General features: G+C 46.2%; 14 protein-coding genes. 6 read left to right on the forward strand and 8 right to left on the reverse strand.

Annotated elements, in window-relative coordinates; genetic code table 11:
• Positions 1–220 precede the first annotated feature (220 nt).
• From ISR87_12825 to trpD, 5 genes are all read right to left on the reverse strand, one after another.
• Positions 221–3,871: a hypothetical protein gene (locus ISR87_12825; GenBank protein MBL7026324.1), complete on the reverse strand. Its 3,651-nt coding sequence runs from the start codon at positions 3,869–3,871 to the stop codon at positions 221–223.
• 14 nt (positions 3,872–3,885) lie between these two features.
• Positions 3,886–5,223 carry a replication-associated recombination protein A gene (locus ISR87_12830; protein ID MBL7026325.1) on the reverse strand — a complete coding sequence of 446 codons (1,338 nt, stop codon included), beginning with the start codon at positions 5,221–5,223 and terminating at the stop codon, positions 3,886–3,888.
• A 124-nt stretch (positions 5,224–5,347) separates the two neighbouring features.
• Positions 5,348–6,151, reverse strand: a complete 804-nt coding sequence (locus tag ISR87_12835) for a tryptophan synthase subunit alpha (protein ID MBL7026326.1) — start codon at positions 6,149–6,151, stop codon at positions 5,348–5,350.
• Positions 6,148–7,407 carry a tryptophan synthase subunit beta gene (gene trpB, locus ISR87_12840; protein ID MBL7026327.1) on the reverse strand — a complete coding sequence of 420 codons (1,260 nt, stop codon included), beginning with the start codon at positions 7,405–7,407 and terminating at the stop codon, positions 6,148–6,150. Before trpB ends, ISR87_12835 begins: the two co-directional genes overlap by 4 nt.
• A gap of 2 nt (positions 7,408–7,409) precedes the next feature.
• Positions 7,410–11,552, reverse strand: a complete 4,143-nt coding sequence (gene trpD, locus ISR87_12845) for an anthranilate phosphoribosyltransferase (GenBank protein MBL7026328.1) — start codon at positions 11,550–11,552, stop codon at positions 7,410–7,412.
• A gap of 302 nt (positions 11,553–11,854) precedes the next feature.
• On the opposite strand from trpD, the gene ISR87_12850 reads away from it, so the two are divergent.
• Positions 11,855–12,244: a DUF302 domain-containing protein gene (locus ISR87_12850; protein ID MBL7026329.1), complete on the forward strand. Its 390-nt coding sequence runs from the start codon at positions 11,855–11,857 to the stop codon at positions 12,242–12,244.
• A gap of 120 nt (positions 12,245–12,364) precedes the next feature.
• Positions 12,365–12,649, forward strand: coding sequence for a winged helix-turn-helix transcriptional regulator (locus ISR87_12855; protein MBL7026330.1), 285 nt, complete (start codon positions 12,365–12,367; stop codon positions 12,647–12,649).
• 385 nt (positions 12,650–13,034) lie between these two features.
• Here the strand turns inward: ISR87_12855 and ISR87_12860 are convergent, their stop codons facing one another.
• From ISR87_12860 to ISR87_12870, 3 genes are read right to left on the reverse strand one after another with little or no spacing between them, the layout of a single operon-like run.
• The gene (locus ISR87_12860) at positions 13,035–14,078 is read right to left on the reverse strand and encodes a hypothetical protein (protein MBL7026331.1); all 1,044 of its coding nucleotides are present in this window, start codon (positions 14,076–14,078) and stop codon (positions 13,035–13,037) included.
• A complete protein-coding gene (locus ISR87_12865) occupies positions 14,075–14,743 on the reverse strand; it encodes a zf-HC2 domain-containing protein (protein ID MBL7026332.1) in 669 nt (222 codons plus the stop codon). Before ISR87_12865 ends, ISR87_12860 begins: the two co-directional genes overlap by 4 nt.
• Positions 14,740–15,315 (reverse strand): RNA polymerase sigma factor, encoded by a 576-nt coding sequence (locus ISR87_12870; protein ID MBL7026333.1) that lies wholly within the window; start codon positions 15,313–15,315, stop codon positions 14,740–14,742. Before ISR87_12870 ends, ISR87_12865 begins: the two co-directional genes overlap by 4 nt.
• A gap of 147 nt (positions 15,316–15,462) precedes the next feature.
• On the opposite strand from ISR87_12870, the gene ISR87_12875 reads away from it, so the two are divergent.
• The 4 genes from ISR87_12875 to ISR87_12890 are packed head-to-tail and all read left to right on the forward strand — an operon-like array spanning position 15,463 to position 18,921.
• Positions 15,463–16,599, forward strand: a complete 1,137-nt coding sequence (locus tag ISR87_12875; protein MBL7026334.1) for a lactonase family protein — start codon at positions 15,463–15,465, stop codon at positions 16,597–16,599.
• A gap of 34 nt (positions 16,600–16,633) precedes the next feature.
• Entirely contained in the window at positions 16,634–17,068 is a 435-nt protein-coding gene (locus ISR87_12880) for an SRPBCC family protein (protein MBL7026335.1), read from the forward strand.
• A 5-nt stretch (positions 17,069–17,073) separates the two neighbouring features.
• Positions 17,074–17,559: a hypothetical protein gene (locus ISR87_12885; GenBank protein ID MBL7026336.1), complete on the forward strand. Its 486-nt coding sequence runs from the start codon at positions 17,074–17,076 to the stop codon at positions 17,557–17,559.
• Positions 17,560–17,574: 15 nt separating this feature from the next.
• A complete protein-coding gene (locus tag ISR87_12890; protein MBL7026337.1) occupies positions 17,575–18,921 on the forward strand; it encodes a DUF4139 domain-containing protein in 1,347 nt (448 codons plus the stop codon).
• Positions 18,922–18,978 lie beyond the last annotated feature (57 nt).

Genomic DNA, 18,978 nt, shown 5'->3' on the forward strand with positions numbered 1-18,978 from the left:
ACTTCTCAGGATGGCTAAGTTGTGTGAGACGAGTGGATGAGATTTCAACTCAATGACTTGGGACAACAGACACTCCGAATTTATGGTTTTAAAATGCTTGTACTAAAAGTAATCCCGGATAAAAAAAAGTCTACGCCTAATCTGCACAGGCCTGTTTACGTTTTTTTAGTACTGATGTCTTTGTGTTTAAAGCAATAATCGAGAATGGACTATAGTCAGTTTAGTATTTTCTGATGGATGTATGTTCCACTTTCAAATCCTGAAGCTGGGATGCGTTGGGGCGAATTGTCAGGTGTATGGACCTTCCATAACCCATGGGTGCCCAGGAAAGGTTCATCTTCCAGCAATGCAGTTTTCGGGTAACTCCAACAGAACCACTTGTCAATTTTTTATCCATGAGATTGAACCTGGGATTATAATTCACAGCCCAGTTTTCAGAGAGATTGAACTTTAAATTGGTACCCAAATTGAAGGTTTGTAGTGGTTTCTCCAGCGGATTCTGGCGACTATAAGAATATGTGAAATTAAAATTTGCTGTCCAGGCTGAGGTGTTTCGGCCAGGACGAGCCAATGGAACTTTGACAGGTTTAAAATCAAAAGCCTCATCAAAACCTGCTTCGGGGTCAGCGTTCATGCTGTCTGGATCTGATTTCTCACGTGGAGTTGACCGCAAGCCACCGGGTGCCCCTCCCTCCAGCTTAAATCCAAAACTAAAACCGGCTCTTGTTAAACGTGGACTACGAAACTCGTCAATCTTATGGGAGCCAGTCGAATCACGTTCATAGATTTCATGTGTCATACTGGGACTCAGGCGAAAAGATTTACCAAGATTAATTTTTAGGGTACTGGAAATATCAGAAGCTTTCAAGGAATCAGCTTTGAAATTATAAGAACCACTCATTCCCAAAGTCAAGAACTGAGACTTACTCTCCACATCATCTCTAAACATTTTATAGTCAAAAACATTGTTCAGTCGCCAACTCATTCTCAATGCTTCATTGGTTGATGTGGCGCCCAGATCACTTCCTGCAAAGCGGTCAAAACGCTGTACAGTACCAGTTGTATCCGTCAGTGATTCTGTATACCCCCAAAAATCTGTTGAAAAATCTGGTGTATACGTCAAGGATACAGACGGGGTCAAGGTATGTCTGATGGCCTGGAGCGGACCAATATGAACAGGGAAGATGCCATAAAGTTTGGTGTTCAAGCTGGCTGAAGTGCTAAAGGTACCCCTCCTGATAAACCCCTCAATCTCATTGGTTTCAATGGCACCCGAAGCAGTATCCACCAAAGCCAGGCCGCTTTCATCCAGAATAGGATCGAAGTATTTAAACCCCCAGGCGTCTTTATAGGAAATGGACCCCACCAGCTTCAACACCTTCATTACCTGAGTGTCCCCTGAAAGGCTCATGTTGTGATTCCAGGTCCGTGTATCTACAATATCTTCCTGCCAGAGAAGCGAATCCGTCGTCTGACTGTCAGGATTCTCATAGGATAGATAGCTCCACTTTCGGCGATTGTTAAATGCATTATTGTAGCTCCAGCGGAAGCTATTATACCAATACTCCTGATTCCCTTTGGCCTTGATGATAGGAGATGAAGCGCGACTGAATCGAAAGGAGGGTAAGGCCAGCGTGGGTCCTGCCAGTTTGATCCCTGCGGATTCCGGAGCGTCCTCTACCCTGCGGGTAACCTGAAGGTTTTCATCATAGGATCCATTCAAGGAGGTTGTGCTGTTTATGGATTCAAACTTTTTGTTAATGGATATACCTGAATGCAGTTTGGTATCCAGACGCTCGTTTTGATCATGGCTATATCTGCGATCAAAAGTGGCATCACCTGAGATGTTTCCCTCGGCACGAATGGTGAAACTGGGATCAATAGTCTGTGAGTGATTGAATTTTAGTCGCCACTTCCAGTTGGCTGGATCATCCAGGGCATTACGGTCTGACACCATTGAAGCGTCGATGTTACCCTGAATGTTGTAACGCTTCTTATACCTGAGGACACTCCTTAAATTGAATTCTTCGTATTGATCCCAAAATGTACCCGTCATTTTGAAATCTGAATAGTCATTGATGGCCCAGTAATAGCCAAACCCTTTCAGGGCACGACCTCCATTGGTGGGTCGATAGTCGTAAGAAGGCAGAATAAATCCGGAGGAGCGTCCTTTTTTCTGTGGAAAAACTGCAAAGGGTAAGGCGATCAGGGGTATATCAGCGATGTATAGCACTACCGGTTTGGCAATGATGATTTTATCTGTGTACAGCTTCATCTGTCTGCTGTAGAAATAAAAATGTGGATGATCTTCAATATCGCAGGTGGTGTAGTAGCCATCTTCCATGAGATAGATGTCTTCATTAATACGGGTCAATTCTTCTCCATAATAATTGCCATCATCCATTTTTGTTCTACCCGCAACCACTTTACCACGTTGGGTTTTCAGGTCATACACCATGCTCTGGCCATTGAAATCCTCCTGGCCCTTCTGAGAAAGAACTGGATAGTCCGTGGAACCAAGTGTGTCGACCAGACTCCGGGCTCGTAAAAGGTTTTTGCGCCAGTACACACCGACATGACCAGCTTTTAATTTCATGTCACCATATTCAATTGAGGCGTTACTTTTTAGCTGGGTAGTTTCATTCTGCATACTGTAGGCAATATGGTCTGCCCAATATTTGATGGGAAATTCAATATCTCTACTGCCCCCGGCTGGAACAAACTCACCTTCTGCTCCACCAGTCACCGTGATGTCCGAAATACTTGAATCTGACAGAAGAATAAACAAGGTATCGCCACTCACTTTGTTAGAGCCCTTGAAGATTCCATCCTCAATCACATTGAAAAAGGAAGTCGCCATCTCAATCAGGGTCACGGTCCTGGGTTGTCCCTCGCTAAATTCAACAGCCATGACCTTGCCATCCAGCCAATCGGTAAAGGTGGTATCTTTCGAAGCTTTTCTCTGAGTAAAGTGGGGGTTTTCCGGGACATATACTGATTTCAGCTCGCCATTATTCATGTGCAGATTAAAAACATCGCCGGTCAAGACAAAATCATCTTCCTGGAGCATAGGTTTATCTCGCATGATGGCCACATCATCATCTTGCATATAGACAGCCTGTCCACAGGTACCCAGCGCATCGCCATTACGAAGTACGACATTTTGCCAGGCGAAAAAATAGCCTTCCTCAAGACTGAGACTGTCTGAATTAATCTGCAGGGAGGTGTCTTTGCTTGACCACTTCTTGAATTTGGCATCACCGTAGCTGAGCAAAGAATCTTTGCCTGAATAATAAAGCAAATGTCTTCCAGAAACGCTGAGACTATCCCTGGTATTCACCATGGAAGCACTCCCCCGGGCATCACCAAGCTGACTGGCCTCATAATAATAGATAGTATCTGCTCTGAGTGTGGAGCCACTGTCTTCAAGGGCTGGATTATCTGTGGCCAGTACTTTTTTCAAGTCGATGTAATAACCCAGCTTTTGGGCTGTGACAACAAAGGGATCATCTTCAAAGCGCGCATTGCCAAGGAGTTCTACATAATCTTTGCTCCCAGCATAACGGGCAGTATTGCTGGAAAGCTTTGACTGTGGTGTGGTGATGGTGACATGGCCGCTAAGAAGTGCTTCGTCTTTTTCCATTTGAAATTCTGCGACGTCACAGTTAAGCAAAGCATCACCGCGTCTCATTTTCACATCACCAACCAGACGTCTATAGGTGATTCCCCCACGATTAAAGGACTGAATCTCATCAGCTCGAATCAGTTCCAGCTTTTGGCTTCGGGCAGCCAGGGCAAATGAATTGCTCAGACCTATTAGCAGGCACAAAAACGAGAGACGGGATGCGAGAGACTTAAATGAGGGTTGCATTAGAGTTGAATGGGTTATGAACCTGAAGGTTCCTCAAAGCGCGATGCCCACAGCGTCACGAGTCGTTCGTATATACGCTTTTCAATGCCTTCAGTGGTGGGTCGATAAAACTGTCTGGTCTTCAGATCATCAGGAAAATAGTTCTGATCACTAAAATGGCCGGGGTAATTATGAGGATAGTGATATCCCTTCCCATGACCCTGCTCTTTCATCAGGCTGGTTGGTGCATTTCGCAGGTGCAGGGGGACAGATTTAGCGCCTTCTTCCCGAACAGTTTCCTGGGCGGCTCGCAGGGCCATATAGCTGGCATTACTTTTCGTGGTGGAAGCCAGATAAGTGGTAACCTGGGATAAAACGATGGCGCCTTCTGGCATCCCAATGGCATGCACTGCCTGTAAACCCGATGTGGCCAGGGTTAGAGCCTGGGGGTCGGCGTTGCCAACATCCTCAGAAGCCAGAATTATCAATCGCCTGGCAATAAAGATGGGATCCTCTCCGCCTTCCAGCATGACAGAGAGCCAGTAAAGCGATGCATCTGGATCACTCCCCCGGACACTCTTAATAAAAGCAGAGATGATATCATAATGGTAGTCGCCAGTTTTGTCGTATAGTTGATGCTTATTCTGAAGTGCTTCACGGACATGCTCTTCGGTAATGGTAATGACCTGATCATCGTCACGATCTGGTGTTGCAACTGAGGTGCTTATTTCCAGGGCATTTAATAGGCGTCGGGCATCCCCGGAGACCGATTCAAGGAGCAGGTCTCTACCATCATCATCAAACTGGATATTTTGAGTACTCAAAAACAGATCTTCAGCAAGGGCATTATCGAGAATTGACGCAAGATCTTCCTTGGTGTGGGAAGTCAGCTTGAGTACCTGACAACGACTCAAAAGGGGTGAAATAACTTCAAAGCTGGGGTTTTCTGTTGTAGCACCAATTAGCGTAATGATCCCATTTTCCACAGCCTGAAGCAGGGCATCCTGTTGAGCCTTGTTGAAACGATGGATTTCATCAATGAAGAGGATACTCGGTTTCCCCAGCTCCCGATTGGCCTTGGCCTTGGCCATGGATTCCCTGACATCCTTAACGCCGGCAGACACAGCTGATAACTCATAAAAATGGGCATCGATCTGGCTGGCGATGATCTTGGCCAGGGTGGTTTTTCCACACCCCGGGGGTCCCCAGAGAATGATTGAGAAAAGACGGTCTGATTGAATGGCTTTGGCGAGCAGTCTATTTTCTGCCACGAGGTGTTGTTGTCCTAAAAAGGCCGCCAGCGTATTGGGACGCATCCGCTCTGCCAGGGGGGGCAGGGTGCGGGGGTTATCAGCATTATTGAAAAGACTCATGGCCTAGAAAATAACCGGTATGGATGAAGGAATAAGGAAAAAGTAGGGCCAGACAGTCCCTTTCACAGGTCTTCAGGGATAACAATTCAAGGGAGATTGTAAGGCTCGGGTTTGAGCGATCAGATTATGACAAAGGTTCGTCCGTCATCAATTCATTCATAAATTTTCTAATTGCCTCCAGACCCTCATCAAGCGGTTTCTCTGCGTATTCGTTGATTAAGGCACTGCCTACAACCATGATCTGGGCATACTCCTCAAGTGCTCGAACCTGAGCTCTTTCTGATAAGCCAAAGCCAACAGCTAGGGGTAAATCACAACTGGCTCTCACAGATTCCAGATACTTAATGGTCTGTAAATTGATATCTGTTTTCCGGCCAGTTGTCCCGGTCCTGGCCATACAATAGATAAATCCGCTGGCGTTTTTTATAATTTCCTGGATACGATCCGCCCGGGAGGTGGATGCAATGACCTGAATAATGGCCAGCTCGTTTTCCTGAGCATAGGTGATGAGTGAATTATCCTTTTCCTCATCAAAAGGATAGTCCGGGACAATCAAGCCCTGGACTCCGATTTCAGCTGCTCTCTTACAAAACTGCCTCACGCCATAATTTTGGATAATATTGAAATAGGTCATAATCAAGATGGTTTTCTCAGTAGACTCTACAGTCCTTCGGATCATTAAGAGACTTTGCTCTACTGTCACGCCTTTCTTTAAGGCCAGTTCATTGGCTCTGGCGATGACAGGACCATCTGCCACAGGGTCAGAAAAAGGGATCTGGATTTCCAGAAGATCAGCCCCCGACTCCAGAATTTGTGAGGCAATTTTTTCACTACTTTCCAGATCGGGAAAGCCCGCTACGATATGCATCATGAAGCCTGGTTTTCCTGAAGACTTGATGCGGTCCAGCTGATTATTTAATTTCTTCATGATGTCCCTGAGCCTTTTTTCATGTCTGCAAGCTCATCAGATAAAAAGGATTGAAAGCCTGAATCTCCCAACTCTTTGGTCACGATGAACAAGTCTTTGTCTCCCCTGCCTGAGCAATTGAACACAATGATTTGCTCCTGGGTCAGAGTCGGGGCCAACTTGATAACTTCTGCCACTGCATGGCTGGATTCCAGGGCAGCAAAAACACCTTCTGTTTGAGCTAAGCGTTGATAGGCTGATATGACATCTCTGTCCGTTGCATAAGAAAATATCACCCGCTTGGTTTCCTGGAGATAAGCGATTTGTGGACCCACGCCAGCATAGTCCAATCCAGCAGAAATGCTGTGGGTACTGGAGAGCTGGCCATCGCTATTTTGTAGAAAATATGATTTGAAGCCCTCGGCGACACCTATAGAGCCTCCCTGAAAACGGGCAGCATGTTCCTGACCTTCAATACCCTTCCCCCCGGCTTCCACTCCAATCATGGTGACGTTTTTATCATCCAAATAATCGTAGAACAAACCAAGGGCATTGCTTCCGCCGCCGACGCAGGCAATCAGGTAGTCCGGTGACCCTCCTGTTTGTTCCTTAATTTGAGTCCGGACCTCTTCGCCAATGATTTTCTGAAAGTAGGTATTCATGGCGGGATATGGATTGGGACCGCAGACTGTCCCCAGCAGGTAGTGGGTGTCTTCCGGGTTGGCTATCAAATCCCGCAGGGCGGCATTGATGGCGTCTCTCAAGGTTTGATCGCCGTCGATAACTGGAATGACAGTAGCTCCCAGCTGCTCCATCCAGAAGACATTTGGACGTTGCCGCGCATAGTCTTTTGCGCCCATGTAAACGGTGCAATCAAGACCAAATTTTGCACATACAGTAGCTGTCGCCAGACCATGTTGCCCTGCTCCTGTCTCAGCAATGACTCGTTTTTTACCCATGCGTTTGGCAATGAGAGCCTGTCCCAGACAATGATTTATTTTATGAGCACCTGTATGTAACAGACCCTCATTCTTCATGAAAATCTGAGCACCGCCCAGCTTTACGGAGAGGTTCTCGCAGTGGTATAAAGGGGTTGGTCGGCCTGTGTAGTTCCTGTGCAACTTCTGAAGCTCCCTGACAAAATTTTCATCTTCAGCAGCCTCAAAGAAGGCATCGCGGAGATCATCCATGATGGGGACAAGAACTTCTGGAACATAGCGTCCGCCAAAAGCACCAAAATGTCCATCTTTGTTAATGAGTGTCGTTTTGAAATCCATGATCACTCCCCTTTAATCGCTTGAGCAATGCTATCAATTCTATTTATGTCCACCTTATCACCGGTTTCGATACCAGAGGCAGCATCCAGACCCGCCGCTTCGGGAAGGATTGACAATATCATCCTGGCGTTTTCCGGGTCAATACCTCCAGCAACCAGAAATGGTTTGGATGGTTTCAAGTCGTTGATTTTAGAATAGTCGTAACCCAAACCCGACCCTGGAATGGCGCCATCGATAATAAACATGGCAACATCCTGGCTGTACGAGTCTATCAAATCTACATCAGTCATTTTCAGGGTCTTGATGACAGGCAAGCTCATCTGCTGACAGTATTCCACGGATTCAGAACCGGAGAGCTGGACGAAATCCAAGCCAGCCTCCCTGGCGATTTGATTCACTTCTGCAGCCGTCTGGTTTTGAAAGATCCCTACGCTGTAACTAAGCTTAAGCGAGGCTGTGATTCGCCGGGCGATTTCGACATCGATCTGCCGTTTGCTGCTGGGCACAAAATTAAGTCCGATGAAGGCTATATTGTTTTCATCACAGTATCTGGCGTCTTTTATACTCCTGATCCCACAGGCTTTAAATTTTTTCTTCGGGGTTTTAATCTCTTGAATGGCCCGGCCCATATCTTTGCTGCGCATAATGGAGCTGCCAATGAGAACTGCCTTGGCAAAGCCCTGGAGTTGATTGGCGCTGACCGGTGAGTAACCGCTTTCTGCCATCGTTATTTTTGTGTCTGGAATCCCGGGATACAGTCGGATAAAGGTTTTTGTATCCACTTCAAAGGTATGGAGATCGCGATTGTTGACGCCAATGATTTCCGCTCGGGTTTTCAGGGCAATCTCCAGCTCCTCTTGATTATGCACCTCAACTAGGGCATCCATATCAAGTGATCTGGCGACCTGGATAAAGCGGTCTATTTGTTCCTTTGTGAGAAGTGCTACGATGAGCAAAATTGCGTCTGCCCCATAGTGGCGGGCGAGATAAATCTGGTATTCATCAATAAAGAAATCCTTCATCAACAGGGGAACCCTGTGAGTTGCTGACCGGGCCTGTTTGAGGTTTTCCAGCGATCCTTTAAAATATTTTTTATCGGTGAGAACTGAGATTGCGTCTGCGCCTGACTGCTCATAAATACTGGCAATTTCTGAAGCTGAGAAGGTGCCTTGATAAATTTGTTTTTCAGATGGCGATGCCTTTTTAATCTCCGCAATGAGATTCAGGTCAGTGCTTTTTGAAAGGGCTGCTTTAAAATCACGATCAGACGCCTGCAAACCCTTTTTTAAGGTGTCCAGCGGGATCATGGCTTTGAGCGAGGCCAGTTCAGATTGTTTATGAACAGCAATTTCCAATAGAATATCCGGAGCATTGCTCAAGCGGGAATAACGATGGACCAGGTCTCCGGCAAAGCCTTGATCAATAAGGTGTCGTGCTCTTGAGACACCCTCTTTATAGCTTGCCACTTCTCCCATAAATTTGAGGGCCAGAGCGGCATTGGCCAGTACCAAATCCCGGTGGGGGGTCTGGCAGGTGCCATCAAGAATCTCGCGGGTAATCTTCAGGTTGAATGCTGCATCTCCTCCTGATATCTCCGAAAACGCCACCCGCTTCAGACCAAAGTCTTCAGGTGTAAGCACCGACTGGCTTATCTCGCCATTTTCCAGGGTCATGATGGTGGTTTCGCCAGTGAGCGTTAGTTCATCCAGGCCATCTGAACCTGTGAGAACCATGACTTTTGTTTTTCCCAGGGCTCTGGCCGCCTCAATAAGAAGTTCCATGTCATCCTGATTGGAGGTACCGATAATCTGGTATTGGGGCTTTGCAGGATTGAGGAGTGGACCCAACAAATTAAAAATGGTTTTAGTCTGTAACTCCCCCCTGACCTGGGCAAAATGTTTGAACACAGGGTGGAAGCTACGGGCGAAAATAAAGGCTAGATTCAGTTCTCCAAAGAGGGACTCCAGGCGGGGTTTATCGGCCATTATATTCATTCCCATAGCTTCCAGCAGATCAAAACTTCCGAAGCGACCACTGGCGGCTTTATTGCCATGTTTGGCTACTGGGATTCCGCTGGCAGCAACAATGATGGCTGCCATGGTGGAGGTGTTGATACGAGCCAGACCCGACCCCCCGGTACCACACAGGTCAATGGCTCCAGGAAGCTCTAGATCGGTGTGCATTTGTCGGTAGAAGACCTGTACCAGGTCAGCGATGTCTTCGCCTGAAAAGCCATGTTGATTCAAATCCAGAAGGAATTCTTTCTGGGCTTCAATATTTAGTTTCCCAGAGATACTTTTCTCCACAAAAGACTCAAAACTCAGCCGGCGTCTCTCCCTGATGCCCATGAGAGAATTCAGGGCTTCGGTGAGAATCTCAAGACCATTCTCGGTCATGGCAGATTCCACATGAAATTGAAAGCCCCATATGTTTTCACTTTTCAAGGCCATGATGCGATTGTCTTCATTTACGCTCACTTCAAAGCCAGGGGGTACATTTTCAGCCATCGGTGAAAAAGAATTATACATGCCCACCCGTTCTGTTTTTCCAAATAGATCGATTTCAACCTGCATACCCTGGGTGGGAATGGCCTGGCGCTGGACGGGCATGCCAATACATTTTGCCATGGCCTGGAGACCCAGACAAACACCCAAGGTGGGTGTGTTTCGGGCTGCCAGCATGTTGGTAATCTGTAACAGTCGTTGCATCCGAGGATTTTTTTTATCGTTGATGTCGCCAGGTCCAGGACCCAAAACCACCAGATCAGAGGTGTCATTGATTACATCATAATCAAAGGTATCAACCACATGAGTTTCGTAGCCCAGATAGCGGGTGATATGACTCAGGACATGGGCAAAATTGTCTTCATTGTTGATGATGGTGATACTTTCCTGGTGGAGATTACTCAAGTCTCGATGACCAATTTGATCCTCAAAATGAAATGTTGAGAAGGCACTGTTACGTTCAAGCAGGGATTGATTGACGGTTGCCAATAATTCGCTGTTCAGGAACGTGCCCGTGTTTGTGGTATCGCCACGCAAAGCGCTCAGGAGTCCGGCAGCTTTCGCCTGGGTTTCTCTGGCTTCTTTCATGGGATCAGAATCTCTAACAATCCCGGCCCCAGCCTGGATGGCAATGCGCCCGTCTTTAAAGATTTCTGCCGTTCGAATCATGATAGCGCTATACATATCCCCATTTTTATCAATGATCCCAATTTCGCCGCCATAATATCGTCTGGACGCTGCTTCTCTTTTGGCAATGATACGAAAGGCACTTTCCAGGGGACTGCCCACCAGAGTGGGTGCGTGGAGGGATATCTTCAGGGCCTGGATAGCAGGTTTTTTTGAATGTCCCACCAGATGGTATTCGGTGTGGACCACAGCTCCTGATTCTCTAAGGAAGGGTCCCAGAATTTTTCCGCCTCGGGGACAAATCTGGGACATAATTTTGAGTTCTTCATCCAGAATCTGGGATAATTCGTTGATTTCTTTTTGATCTTCCAGAAAGGAGTTGAGCTGGGCTACGAATTTTTCGGAATTTCCTTTGGGCATCGTGCCGGCGATGGGATTTTTAATGACATTCTCATCATGAATTTCCAACTGGCGTTCTGGAGATGCTCCAACGAAGTAGTGACCGGCACCATCTGAAAACAGAAAGGTGATGTATTGGCCTTGTTGCTGGAGCAAGCGACGGAAAAGGGTCAGGGGCACCAGTGGCGACATGGCCTCCAGAAGTCCTTCAAATTTTCGGGAGAAGACAACCTGACAGGCATTCCCCTGGGCGATCTCCTCCTGTTGAATACTTTTTACTCCTTCTGCAAAATCATGATCGCTAAGGGTGGGTTGAAAGTCATGTTTAAAAGAGATGTCCCCCGTTTTTGTGAGGGCGTCTATTTCCGAGATAGGTATGGTCAGTTCCTCTTCAACGGCCAAACCAAGAATATCTTCTGCTCCCAGGACTTTCATGTGGTTTTCGCCAGCGGCGCAAAAGGGCACAACAAAGGCGATGGATCCAGAATGGCTGGACTGTAGTTCAGCGAGTTGATTTAGATTTTTGAGTTGATGAAGGGTTCCCCTGCGCAGGCTAATCAGCCCATCTTTTTCCAGAAGGAGGGCCGGGGTGGAGATATGGTCAAGCTTCAACATTTACAATTTCCTGAGATTTTCTCTTCTAGATGTTTTATTAAGAGGTTACGGGGGTAGAGTTGTAGACTTAGCCTTGCCAGCTAGTGGACTGGGGCGGGTAAAAAAGCGAGGTAGATTTTTCACGTGCTTCATGATGGCTCCATTGTACTAGTGCAATAGAACATTGTCAAGAGATTTAATCACACCTTTCTTAATTGGCCTAAAGATCCACTAGCTTTTCTTGTAACGAGACAGGCATTTAGTCGTCTCAGGTAAGGACAAGTTAATGCAATGCTACAACACCCGCAATAAAGAGGATAAACATGAGTTACTATTCCAGCACCATCCTGCCTGAGACCACATTCGAAGCGGCCCTGGAAACCGTCACCACCGCGTTAGCCAAAGAGGGGTTTGGGATTATCAGCGAAATTGATGTTTCAGGAACCTTCAAGAAAAAGATCGATGTGGATTTTAAGAAATACACCATCCTGGGTGCCTGTAACCCGGGCTATGCCCATCATGCCCTACAAACCGAAGACAAAATCGGGGTCTTCCTGCCCTGCAATGTGGTGGTGATTGAACAATCGCCTGGCCAGGTTGAGGTTGCAGCAGTAGATCCTGTGGCTTCCATGATGGCGGTTGGGAATGCCGAACTGACAGAAATGAGTCAAGAAGTCCAGGTAAAATTACAGCGCGTTATTCAAGCCCTTTAACGGCCCCCTGATTTCTAAAATAGTTTCAGAAATACTCTGCACATAATTACATGAACTGAAAATATAGGTTGCCATTCAACAATATATAGATACATTCCTATGTATAAATGAGAAATGAAAATGGCATACGACTTAAATAAATTCTTCAAAGCGATCTCGGATCCCAACCGGGTCAAGATTATGGAGCTCCTCAGAGATAAAGAGCTAAATGTGAGTGAGATTTGCCAGCACTTCGATATGCAACAACCCTCTGTTTCACACCACCTCAGCGTCTTAAAAAATGCGGACATTGTATCCTCTGCCAAACGTGGCAAAGAGGTTTATTATCGCCTTGACTCTATTTGTATCACGAACTGCTGTACTGGTTTTCAGGACCAGTTTGTGAAAATCGAGAAGGCGAAGTGATTTTTTTTATTTCAACATATAGATATATGTCTATTCATATATCTAAAGCTAGGGATTTCCACTCCAGAAAGGACAACATATGACTACCCAAATATGTATTAATGAAAGTAACGGTCAGGACTGTCTCGAGTTCAGCCGCACAGGAACGGGACCTTCAAAAAGCTGGCGCCTGGATCGGGTCTTCAGCAACCAACGAGTTAATAAGACAATCAAAAATCAAGCAAACACAGCCCTTAATTCAATAAATCAGGGGCTTTTTCATACCGGCCTGTCCGCCTATGGACAGATGGTTTAACACAGGGAAAGGAGATCACATGAAACGTTTTAGAATTCCTAGAACTGCTCATTGTTCAGCAGGCTGTTTACTCCAGTCCCAGGCATGACTTTAAACTGCCTGTTTTCTATTCCCTTGCCGAATAAATCCAGCCAATGTCACCACCAATGTCAGCAGAAGTAGCATCCCGGTGATGATCAGAGACCAGGGTTTGATAACTGAGGACTCAGCCTCAAGAGATATTCCACCAAAGAAGAGTCGGATGGTTTCTGGCTCCCAGGTCATACGATTTCCACGGACATCATTGGCTGATGTATTCCGGATCACCCCGGGCAGCTCGACACTAAAACTGTAGTTATCCAGCAGAACTTCTTCAAAGAATTGCCATGATTTATAAAATCGGGCAAAACCTGCGGTATTCGACAACTCGACGTCATCTATGACGGTACTATCGATATAGTTTTCCAGAATTGATTTCCATACGAGATTTTCATCATAAAAATTGGTGGTGCTGAGGGCCTTCATGAGTGAATCTGAATGTTCCTTGATCATCTCATCAATTACAGAGAGGTTTCCAGAATTTGTGCCGCCTTTATGTAATTCCACGACAAAATCATCATAAATCAGCTGTTCCATGTAGCTTTCCCATTGATGTTCAAGTCGAGCTGACTCTATACTGTCCAAAAGACTTTCATTCCCCTCAGCATCACTTATTAGCAAGGCTTCTAGTTCAGACTGACTTAAATAGGGTTCCATGGGAAGCTTTGGGCCAGGTAGATCCGCCCAGATGTTTTCTCTATAGTAATACCTGTTGAAAAAGAATCCCTCATCACTGACAAGACTGGCTATAATTTGGACTCCCGGGTCCATGGTATTTAACTTAAAGCTTTGATTTAAAGCTTCTACTGATTCAAACTTAGCCGCAGCATGAAATAATAATCTGTCATCCTTTAAAGAATCCTGAGTGATCTGCCAGAGAGCAATGTCATGGCGCGGGATGTTAAAGCTTGTTTCAGCGATACTCTTTTCAGACCCTTTCAACTCGATGCTTCTTTGAATGGAGCCGTCGATATTCACCACCGTGGTGGTTTCTACTTCAAGACAGGACATCATCATCAAAGAAATTAACATTACAGCTATTTTGAAACATTTCATGGTTGCCTCCAGTAAGCATTCACACCCTTAAGTTTTACTGTCTTCCATTGGTTGGCCAAGCGCTTCCCAATTCTACCCAAATCTTCCCTGCGCAGTTCATTTCCAGGGGTGTTCATTTCCAAATTGTGGATCAACACTTCTATCCTGGCAGACGGCAAACCCCTCTTTTCAAGCTGAACCCTGGTCATCTCCAAGACCTGCTCCCTGAACATTAGTGGTATCATGTTTACACCTGCATAGCGCTGATACGTCTTTTGGGACTGTAGTTGAATTTCCAATTTCTGGACTGAATTGGTGACCTGAAACTGCTCGATAAAAAAGATGGCCAGGAAAACCAGGGAGGCGACCTGCAGACCCAATCGAAAGCTTTGACTGTAGAAAATAGGCTCTCTGTCTTCCCTGTTGACCAGAGGTGTTGGAGCAGCTTGACTTTCATTCTCGTTTATAGCCAAAAAGATGTCATCCGTCAGTTGCTCTGGATTCTGCAGCTGCGGTTCTGCTGCAATTTCACCTATGGCTTTAAGCCAGTCGAGCTGGACCTGCTCATAAATACTTGAACAATGTTCACACATAGTGAGATGGGTATCTAACGCCTGTTGTTCTTCTGGGGGCAGCTCGCCCTCTCGCAAAAGGTGGAGACTCCTGATCCATTTCTCGTGTTTCATTTTATTCGTCCTGTTATGCTGTGCATTTGTCTGCGAATTTTTTGTCTGGCGATGCTGAGATTGGTTTTCACGCTGCCAGGTGAAAGACCGGTCACCTCTACCACCTCCTGGATGTTTAAATCCTCAAGATCGCGGAGGGTAAAGACCAAACGCTGGCGAGGGGGTAGCTTTTTGCTGAGAGCCTTAATGCGTCGTGCCAGATCCTGATTTATGGCCAGGGTCTCTGGTGAAGCACTTGGGTCCACAATTTCAGTGTCCAAGACATCCACTTTGCTGGCAAAGAACCTGAGTTTTTTTGATCTATTATGATCCAGCCACAGGCGACTTACAATGGTGTATAGAAGTGTGGAGAAAAGTGAATCCTGATTTATTCGGCTTCTATAATTCCAGACCCTGACAAAAGCTTTCTGGCAGATATCCTCAGCTTCGGGAGCATCACAGGTCAAGCGAAATGCAAAACGAAAGGCTGTGGCTTGATATCGCTCCACCAGGGTTCGAAAAGCATATTGATTATCACCCTGGCAATCCAGGATCAATTCGGCATCGGTGCTTTTGGCTGCTTGAGGACACATGCTATTAAGTGATACGTCATCCAGGAGAATAGGTTAAATCAATGATGCCTAAATTAACGTGAAACACATCTGCCAACATGACAAATAGCACAAAGCAGGGTTCAATATTGATGTGGCACCCCGGTTTTACGGCTATATTGACCAAGCATGAAATTGCTTTGGCTAACAAATACTCTCACAGCTCTCCTTGTATTGTCGGGCTGTCATATCATCAAGGAGGAAACCGTGAATACGCAAGACACACAAACATTTTATCTGGGGACTTATACAGAAGGCGCAAGCGAAAGCCAGGGCATTTATAAATTTGAGCTCCATGCCAGTGGCAGTGTGAGGCAAATAGGTCTGGCCGTTATGTCTGAGAATCCTTCATTTCTAGCGCTCAGTGAGGATAAAAAATTTCTGGTCGCCATTAATGAGGTAAAAAACCAGGAGGATGTCGGCTCTGTAGAATCCTATATGGTCTTCGAGGATACCCTTATCCTCCTCAATCGCCAATCTTCTGGTGGCGCCCACCCCTGTTTTGTGGCTGTCAATGAAGCAGGCTATGTCCTGGCTGCCAATTACACCGGTGGCAATGTTGGCCTGCTCAAGCTGGAAAAAGATGGCCCCCTGACTGAACTCCTGGATGTTCAGCAACACACCGGTCAGGGCACGACGGACAGACAGAAAGCGCCCCACGCTCACTCCGCCTGGTTTAGCCCGGTAGATGGCAGCATCATTTCCATAGATCTGGGTACCAACGAGCTGTGGTTTTCAAGTATCGATGGCGAGGGGCAAAAATTGGTACCTTCAACACCAGAAAAACTTGAACTGAATCCTGGGGATGGACCACGTCATCTGACCTTTCACCCCAATGGCAAATGGATCTATGTGGCCAATGAACTCAGCAGCAGCGTGACCCGACTGGATCGTAATGAAGGCGGCAGTTATACCATGGGACCTTCAGTATCAAGTTTGCCTGCTGGATATTCTGAGCCCAATACCTGTGCTGACATTCACATTTCATCAGATGGAAAGTTTGTCTATGCCTCCAACCGGGGACACAACAGCATAGCCGTCATGGGTGTGAATGAAGACGATGGCAGCTTGAAACTGCTGGGGAATAAGGGATGTGGTGGTGAGGGACCACGTAATTTTTCACTTTCACCAGATGAAAATTTTATTCTCGTGGCCAATCAACACACAAATAATATTGTCACCTTAAAACGAGATCCGGCGACTGGATTGTTGAAATATGTAAGTCAGGTGGAAGCTCCCACGCCAGTATGTATCATTTTTGAGTAGACCCAAACATCGGGGGCGTTCAGAAGGAGCGTAAATGAAATACACAATTGAAGTCGATATAAACCTTCCGGTTTCCACGGTTATTGAACTATTCGACAGTACTGAAAATATGTACAAATGGATGGATGGTCTTCAGAGCTTTGAAACGATAGAGGGTACACCAGGCGAGGCAGGTGCAAAATCGAAAATGGTCTTCCTTTCCGGGAAACGCGAAATGGAGATGATCGAAACCATAACCGTGAAAAACCTGCCTGATGAATTCTCCGCGACCTATGAGGCCAGGGGCGTTTACAACATTATCAAGAACCACTTTGTTGCTAATGGTGAGAACCTTACGCGGTACATCTCGGAGCAGGAATTTCAATTCACAGGGTTTATGAAGTACCTGGCTTGGTTCATGCCTGGAGCTTTTAAGAAACAGACCCTGCAGCACATGGGTGCGTTCAAAACCTTCGCAGAGGATCAATAGATAACATGAAAATCCAAGGATACACCACACTTGTAATGCTAGGTGTGACCATTTTCTCATCCTGTCAAGGCGAGGTAGAAATTGAATCTTCACCTGCTATGATATCGAGCTATGATTCATTAAAAGCACAGGAGTACGGAGCAGATGATTACGGGATGCGTAAATATGTCATAGCCTTTCTTAAGCGTGGACCCAATCGAGACCTGTCCCCTGAAAAAGCGAGTGAGTTACAGGCTGCACATATGCAAAATATCCGGGCCATGGCAGAAGCCGGAAAGCTAGCTCTGGCTGGACCCTTTTTTGGTAATGATGATCTACGAGGATTATATTTTTTCAATGTGGAAACTATTGAAGAGGCAGAAGCGTTGACCAATTCAGATCCTGCGATTCAGGCTGGGAGTCTGGTGATGGAGTTGAAAGAGTGGTATGGATCGGCTGCTCTTATGGCAGTCAGTGACATTCATAGCACCATCGCAAAAGTGAAATTTTAAGTCAAGGAGCCCGATATGTTCAGGATCAGAGCCACCCTCACCATCATACTTCTCACCACATCTATTACATATGCCCAAACCCAGCTCACTGTCTACAACCACGGCGAGGCCCTGGTGAAGGAACAGTTCTCGAGGCAAATTCAGAAGGGTGTTTCAGAGATTGAAATTGAACGGGTAGCTGAAACCCTGAACCCTTCCTCCGTAAAGCTTGGATCTGATCAGGATGTCCAGGTTCTGGAACAAAATTATCGTTATGACCTGGTAGATCAAAACAAGCTTCTTAAGAAATACCTCGAAGCAGAAGTGACCGTAATCCTCCAAAACGACAATAAGATGTCAGGCTCTCTACTCAGTTATGACAACAGCACTCTCGTTTTAAAAAGTCGCGGAGGAATTGATATCATACAGCGTCAGTTTGTGGGGACCATTAAGTGTCCAACCCCCACTGAGAGACTGTATGTCCGTCCCACGCTGGCATGGACCTTAAATACAGCAAAAGCTGGCAAGGTTAATTTTGATCTGTCCTATCTCACCGGAGGTATCTCCTGGAAAGCTGAATATGTGGCAGTAATCAATGCTGATGATACCGAAATGGATTTGAGCTCCTGGATCAATCTTAACAATCAATCCGGTAAAGATTATGAAAAGGCCAAACTCAAGCTGGTTGCTGGAGATTTACATCGAGCCAGGCCTCCACAGGCTATGGATTCTCGGAGAGAAAAGACTTTTGCTCTGGCCATGAGAGCGATGCCGGTTGTAGAGGAACGTGAGTTTTTTGAATATCATCTTTACGATATCGCCTTCCCTGTTTCAGTTCATAACAGGGAAGAAAAACAAATCCAATGGCTTAACCCTACACAGGTAAAAGCTCAAAAGCGTTATGTCTATCAGGGAACGCATGATGAATTTACTAACATTCCAATCAAGATCATGTTCACCAACGATAAAGAGACTGGAGCTGGTGTAGCGCTTCCTGGTGGCATTGTGCGTCTATTTAAAAAAGATACTGATGGTGCTCTGGAGCTCATCGGTGAAGACAATCTAGACCATACATCCAAGGATGACCTGGTAACACTGGAGGTTGGTGAAGCCTTTGATGTCAAGGGCAAGCGGGAGGTCCTTGATCGACGGTCCAAGTCAGACCGATACAACGAACAAGACATCCGCATTACCCTGGCGAACCGCAAGGATGAAGCCGTGGAAGTGGAAGTCATTCAAACTGTGGGTTACCGCAACTGGAAAGTTCAGGACGCTTCCCATCCCTTTACAAAGATAGATGCCTCTCGAGTTAAATTCACAGTCCCAGTCCCAGCAAACAAAGAGGTTGTCCTCACCTATACAACCAGAGTTGACTTGAAATAATTTGGTCACCCTTTTCGTCTCCCTGAGGTTCTCGAAGGGTTAAGACGAGAAGGAGAG

The organism is Candidatus Neomarinimicrobiota bacterium (assembly GCA_016784545.1).
In the GTDB taxonomy this organism is placed as follows: domain Bacteria; phylum Fidelibacterota; class UBA8477; order UBA8477; family JABMPR01; genus JABMPR01.

Bases quoted from the DNA above. Each gene is read 5' to 3' on its own strand.
- ISR87_12825 (MBL7026324.1), bottom strand. From the start codon at position 3,871: ATGCAACCCTCATTTAAGTCTCTCGCATCCCGTCTCTCGTTTTTGTGC.
- ISR87_12830 (MBL7026325.1), bottom strand. From the start codon at position 5,223: ATGAGTCTTTTCAATAATGCTGATAACCCCCGCACCCTGCCCCCCCTG.
- ISR87_12835 (MBL7026326.1), bottom strand. From the start codon at position 6,151: ATGAAGAAATTAAATAATCAGCTGGACCGCATCAAGTCTTCAGGAAAA.
- trpB (MBL7026327.1), bottom strand. From the start codon at position 7,407: ATGGATTTCAAAACGACACTCATTAACAAAGATGGACATTTTGGTGCT.
- trpD (MBL7026328.1), bottom strand. From the start codon at position 11,552: ATGTTGAAGCTTGACCATATCTCCACCCCGGCCCTCCTTCTGGAAAAA.
- ISR87_12850 (MBL7026329.1), top strand. From the start codon at position 11,855: ATGAGTTACTATTCCAGCACCATCCTGCCTGAGACCACATTCGAAGCG.
- ISR87_12855 (MBL7026330.1), top strand. From the start codon at position 12,365: ATGGCATACGACTTAAATAAATTCTTCAAAGCGATCTCGGATCCCAAC.
- ISR87_12860 (MBL7026331.1), bottom strand. From the start codon at position 14,078: ATGAAATGTTTCAAAATAGCTGTAATGTTAATTTCTTTGATGATGATG.
- ISR87_12865 (MBL7026332.1), bottom strand. From the start codon at position 14,743: ATGAAACACGAGAAATGGATCAGGAGTCTCCACCTTTTGCGAGAGGGC.
- ISR87_12870 (MBL7026333.1), bottom strand. From the start codon at position 15,315: ATGTGTCCTCAAGCAGCCAAAAGCACCGATGCCGAATTGATCCTGGAT.
- ISR87_12875 (MBL7026334.1), top strand. From the start codon at position 15,463: ATGAAATTGCTTTGGCTAACAAATACTCTCACAGCTCTCCTTGTATTG.
- ISR87_12880 (MBL7026335.1), top strand. From the start codon at position 16,634: ATGAAATACACAATTGAAGTCGATATAAACCTTCCGGTTTCCACGGTT.
- ISR87_12885 (MBL7026336.1), top strand. From the start codon at position 17,074: ATGAAAATCCAAGGATACACCACACTTGTAATGCTAGGTGTGACCATT.
- ISR87_12890 (MBL7026337.1), top strand. From the start codon at position 17,575: ATGTTCAGGATCAGAGCCACCCTCACCATCATACTTCTCACCACATCT.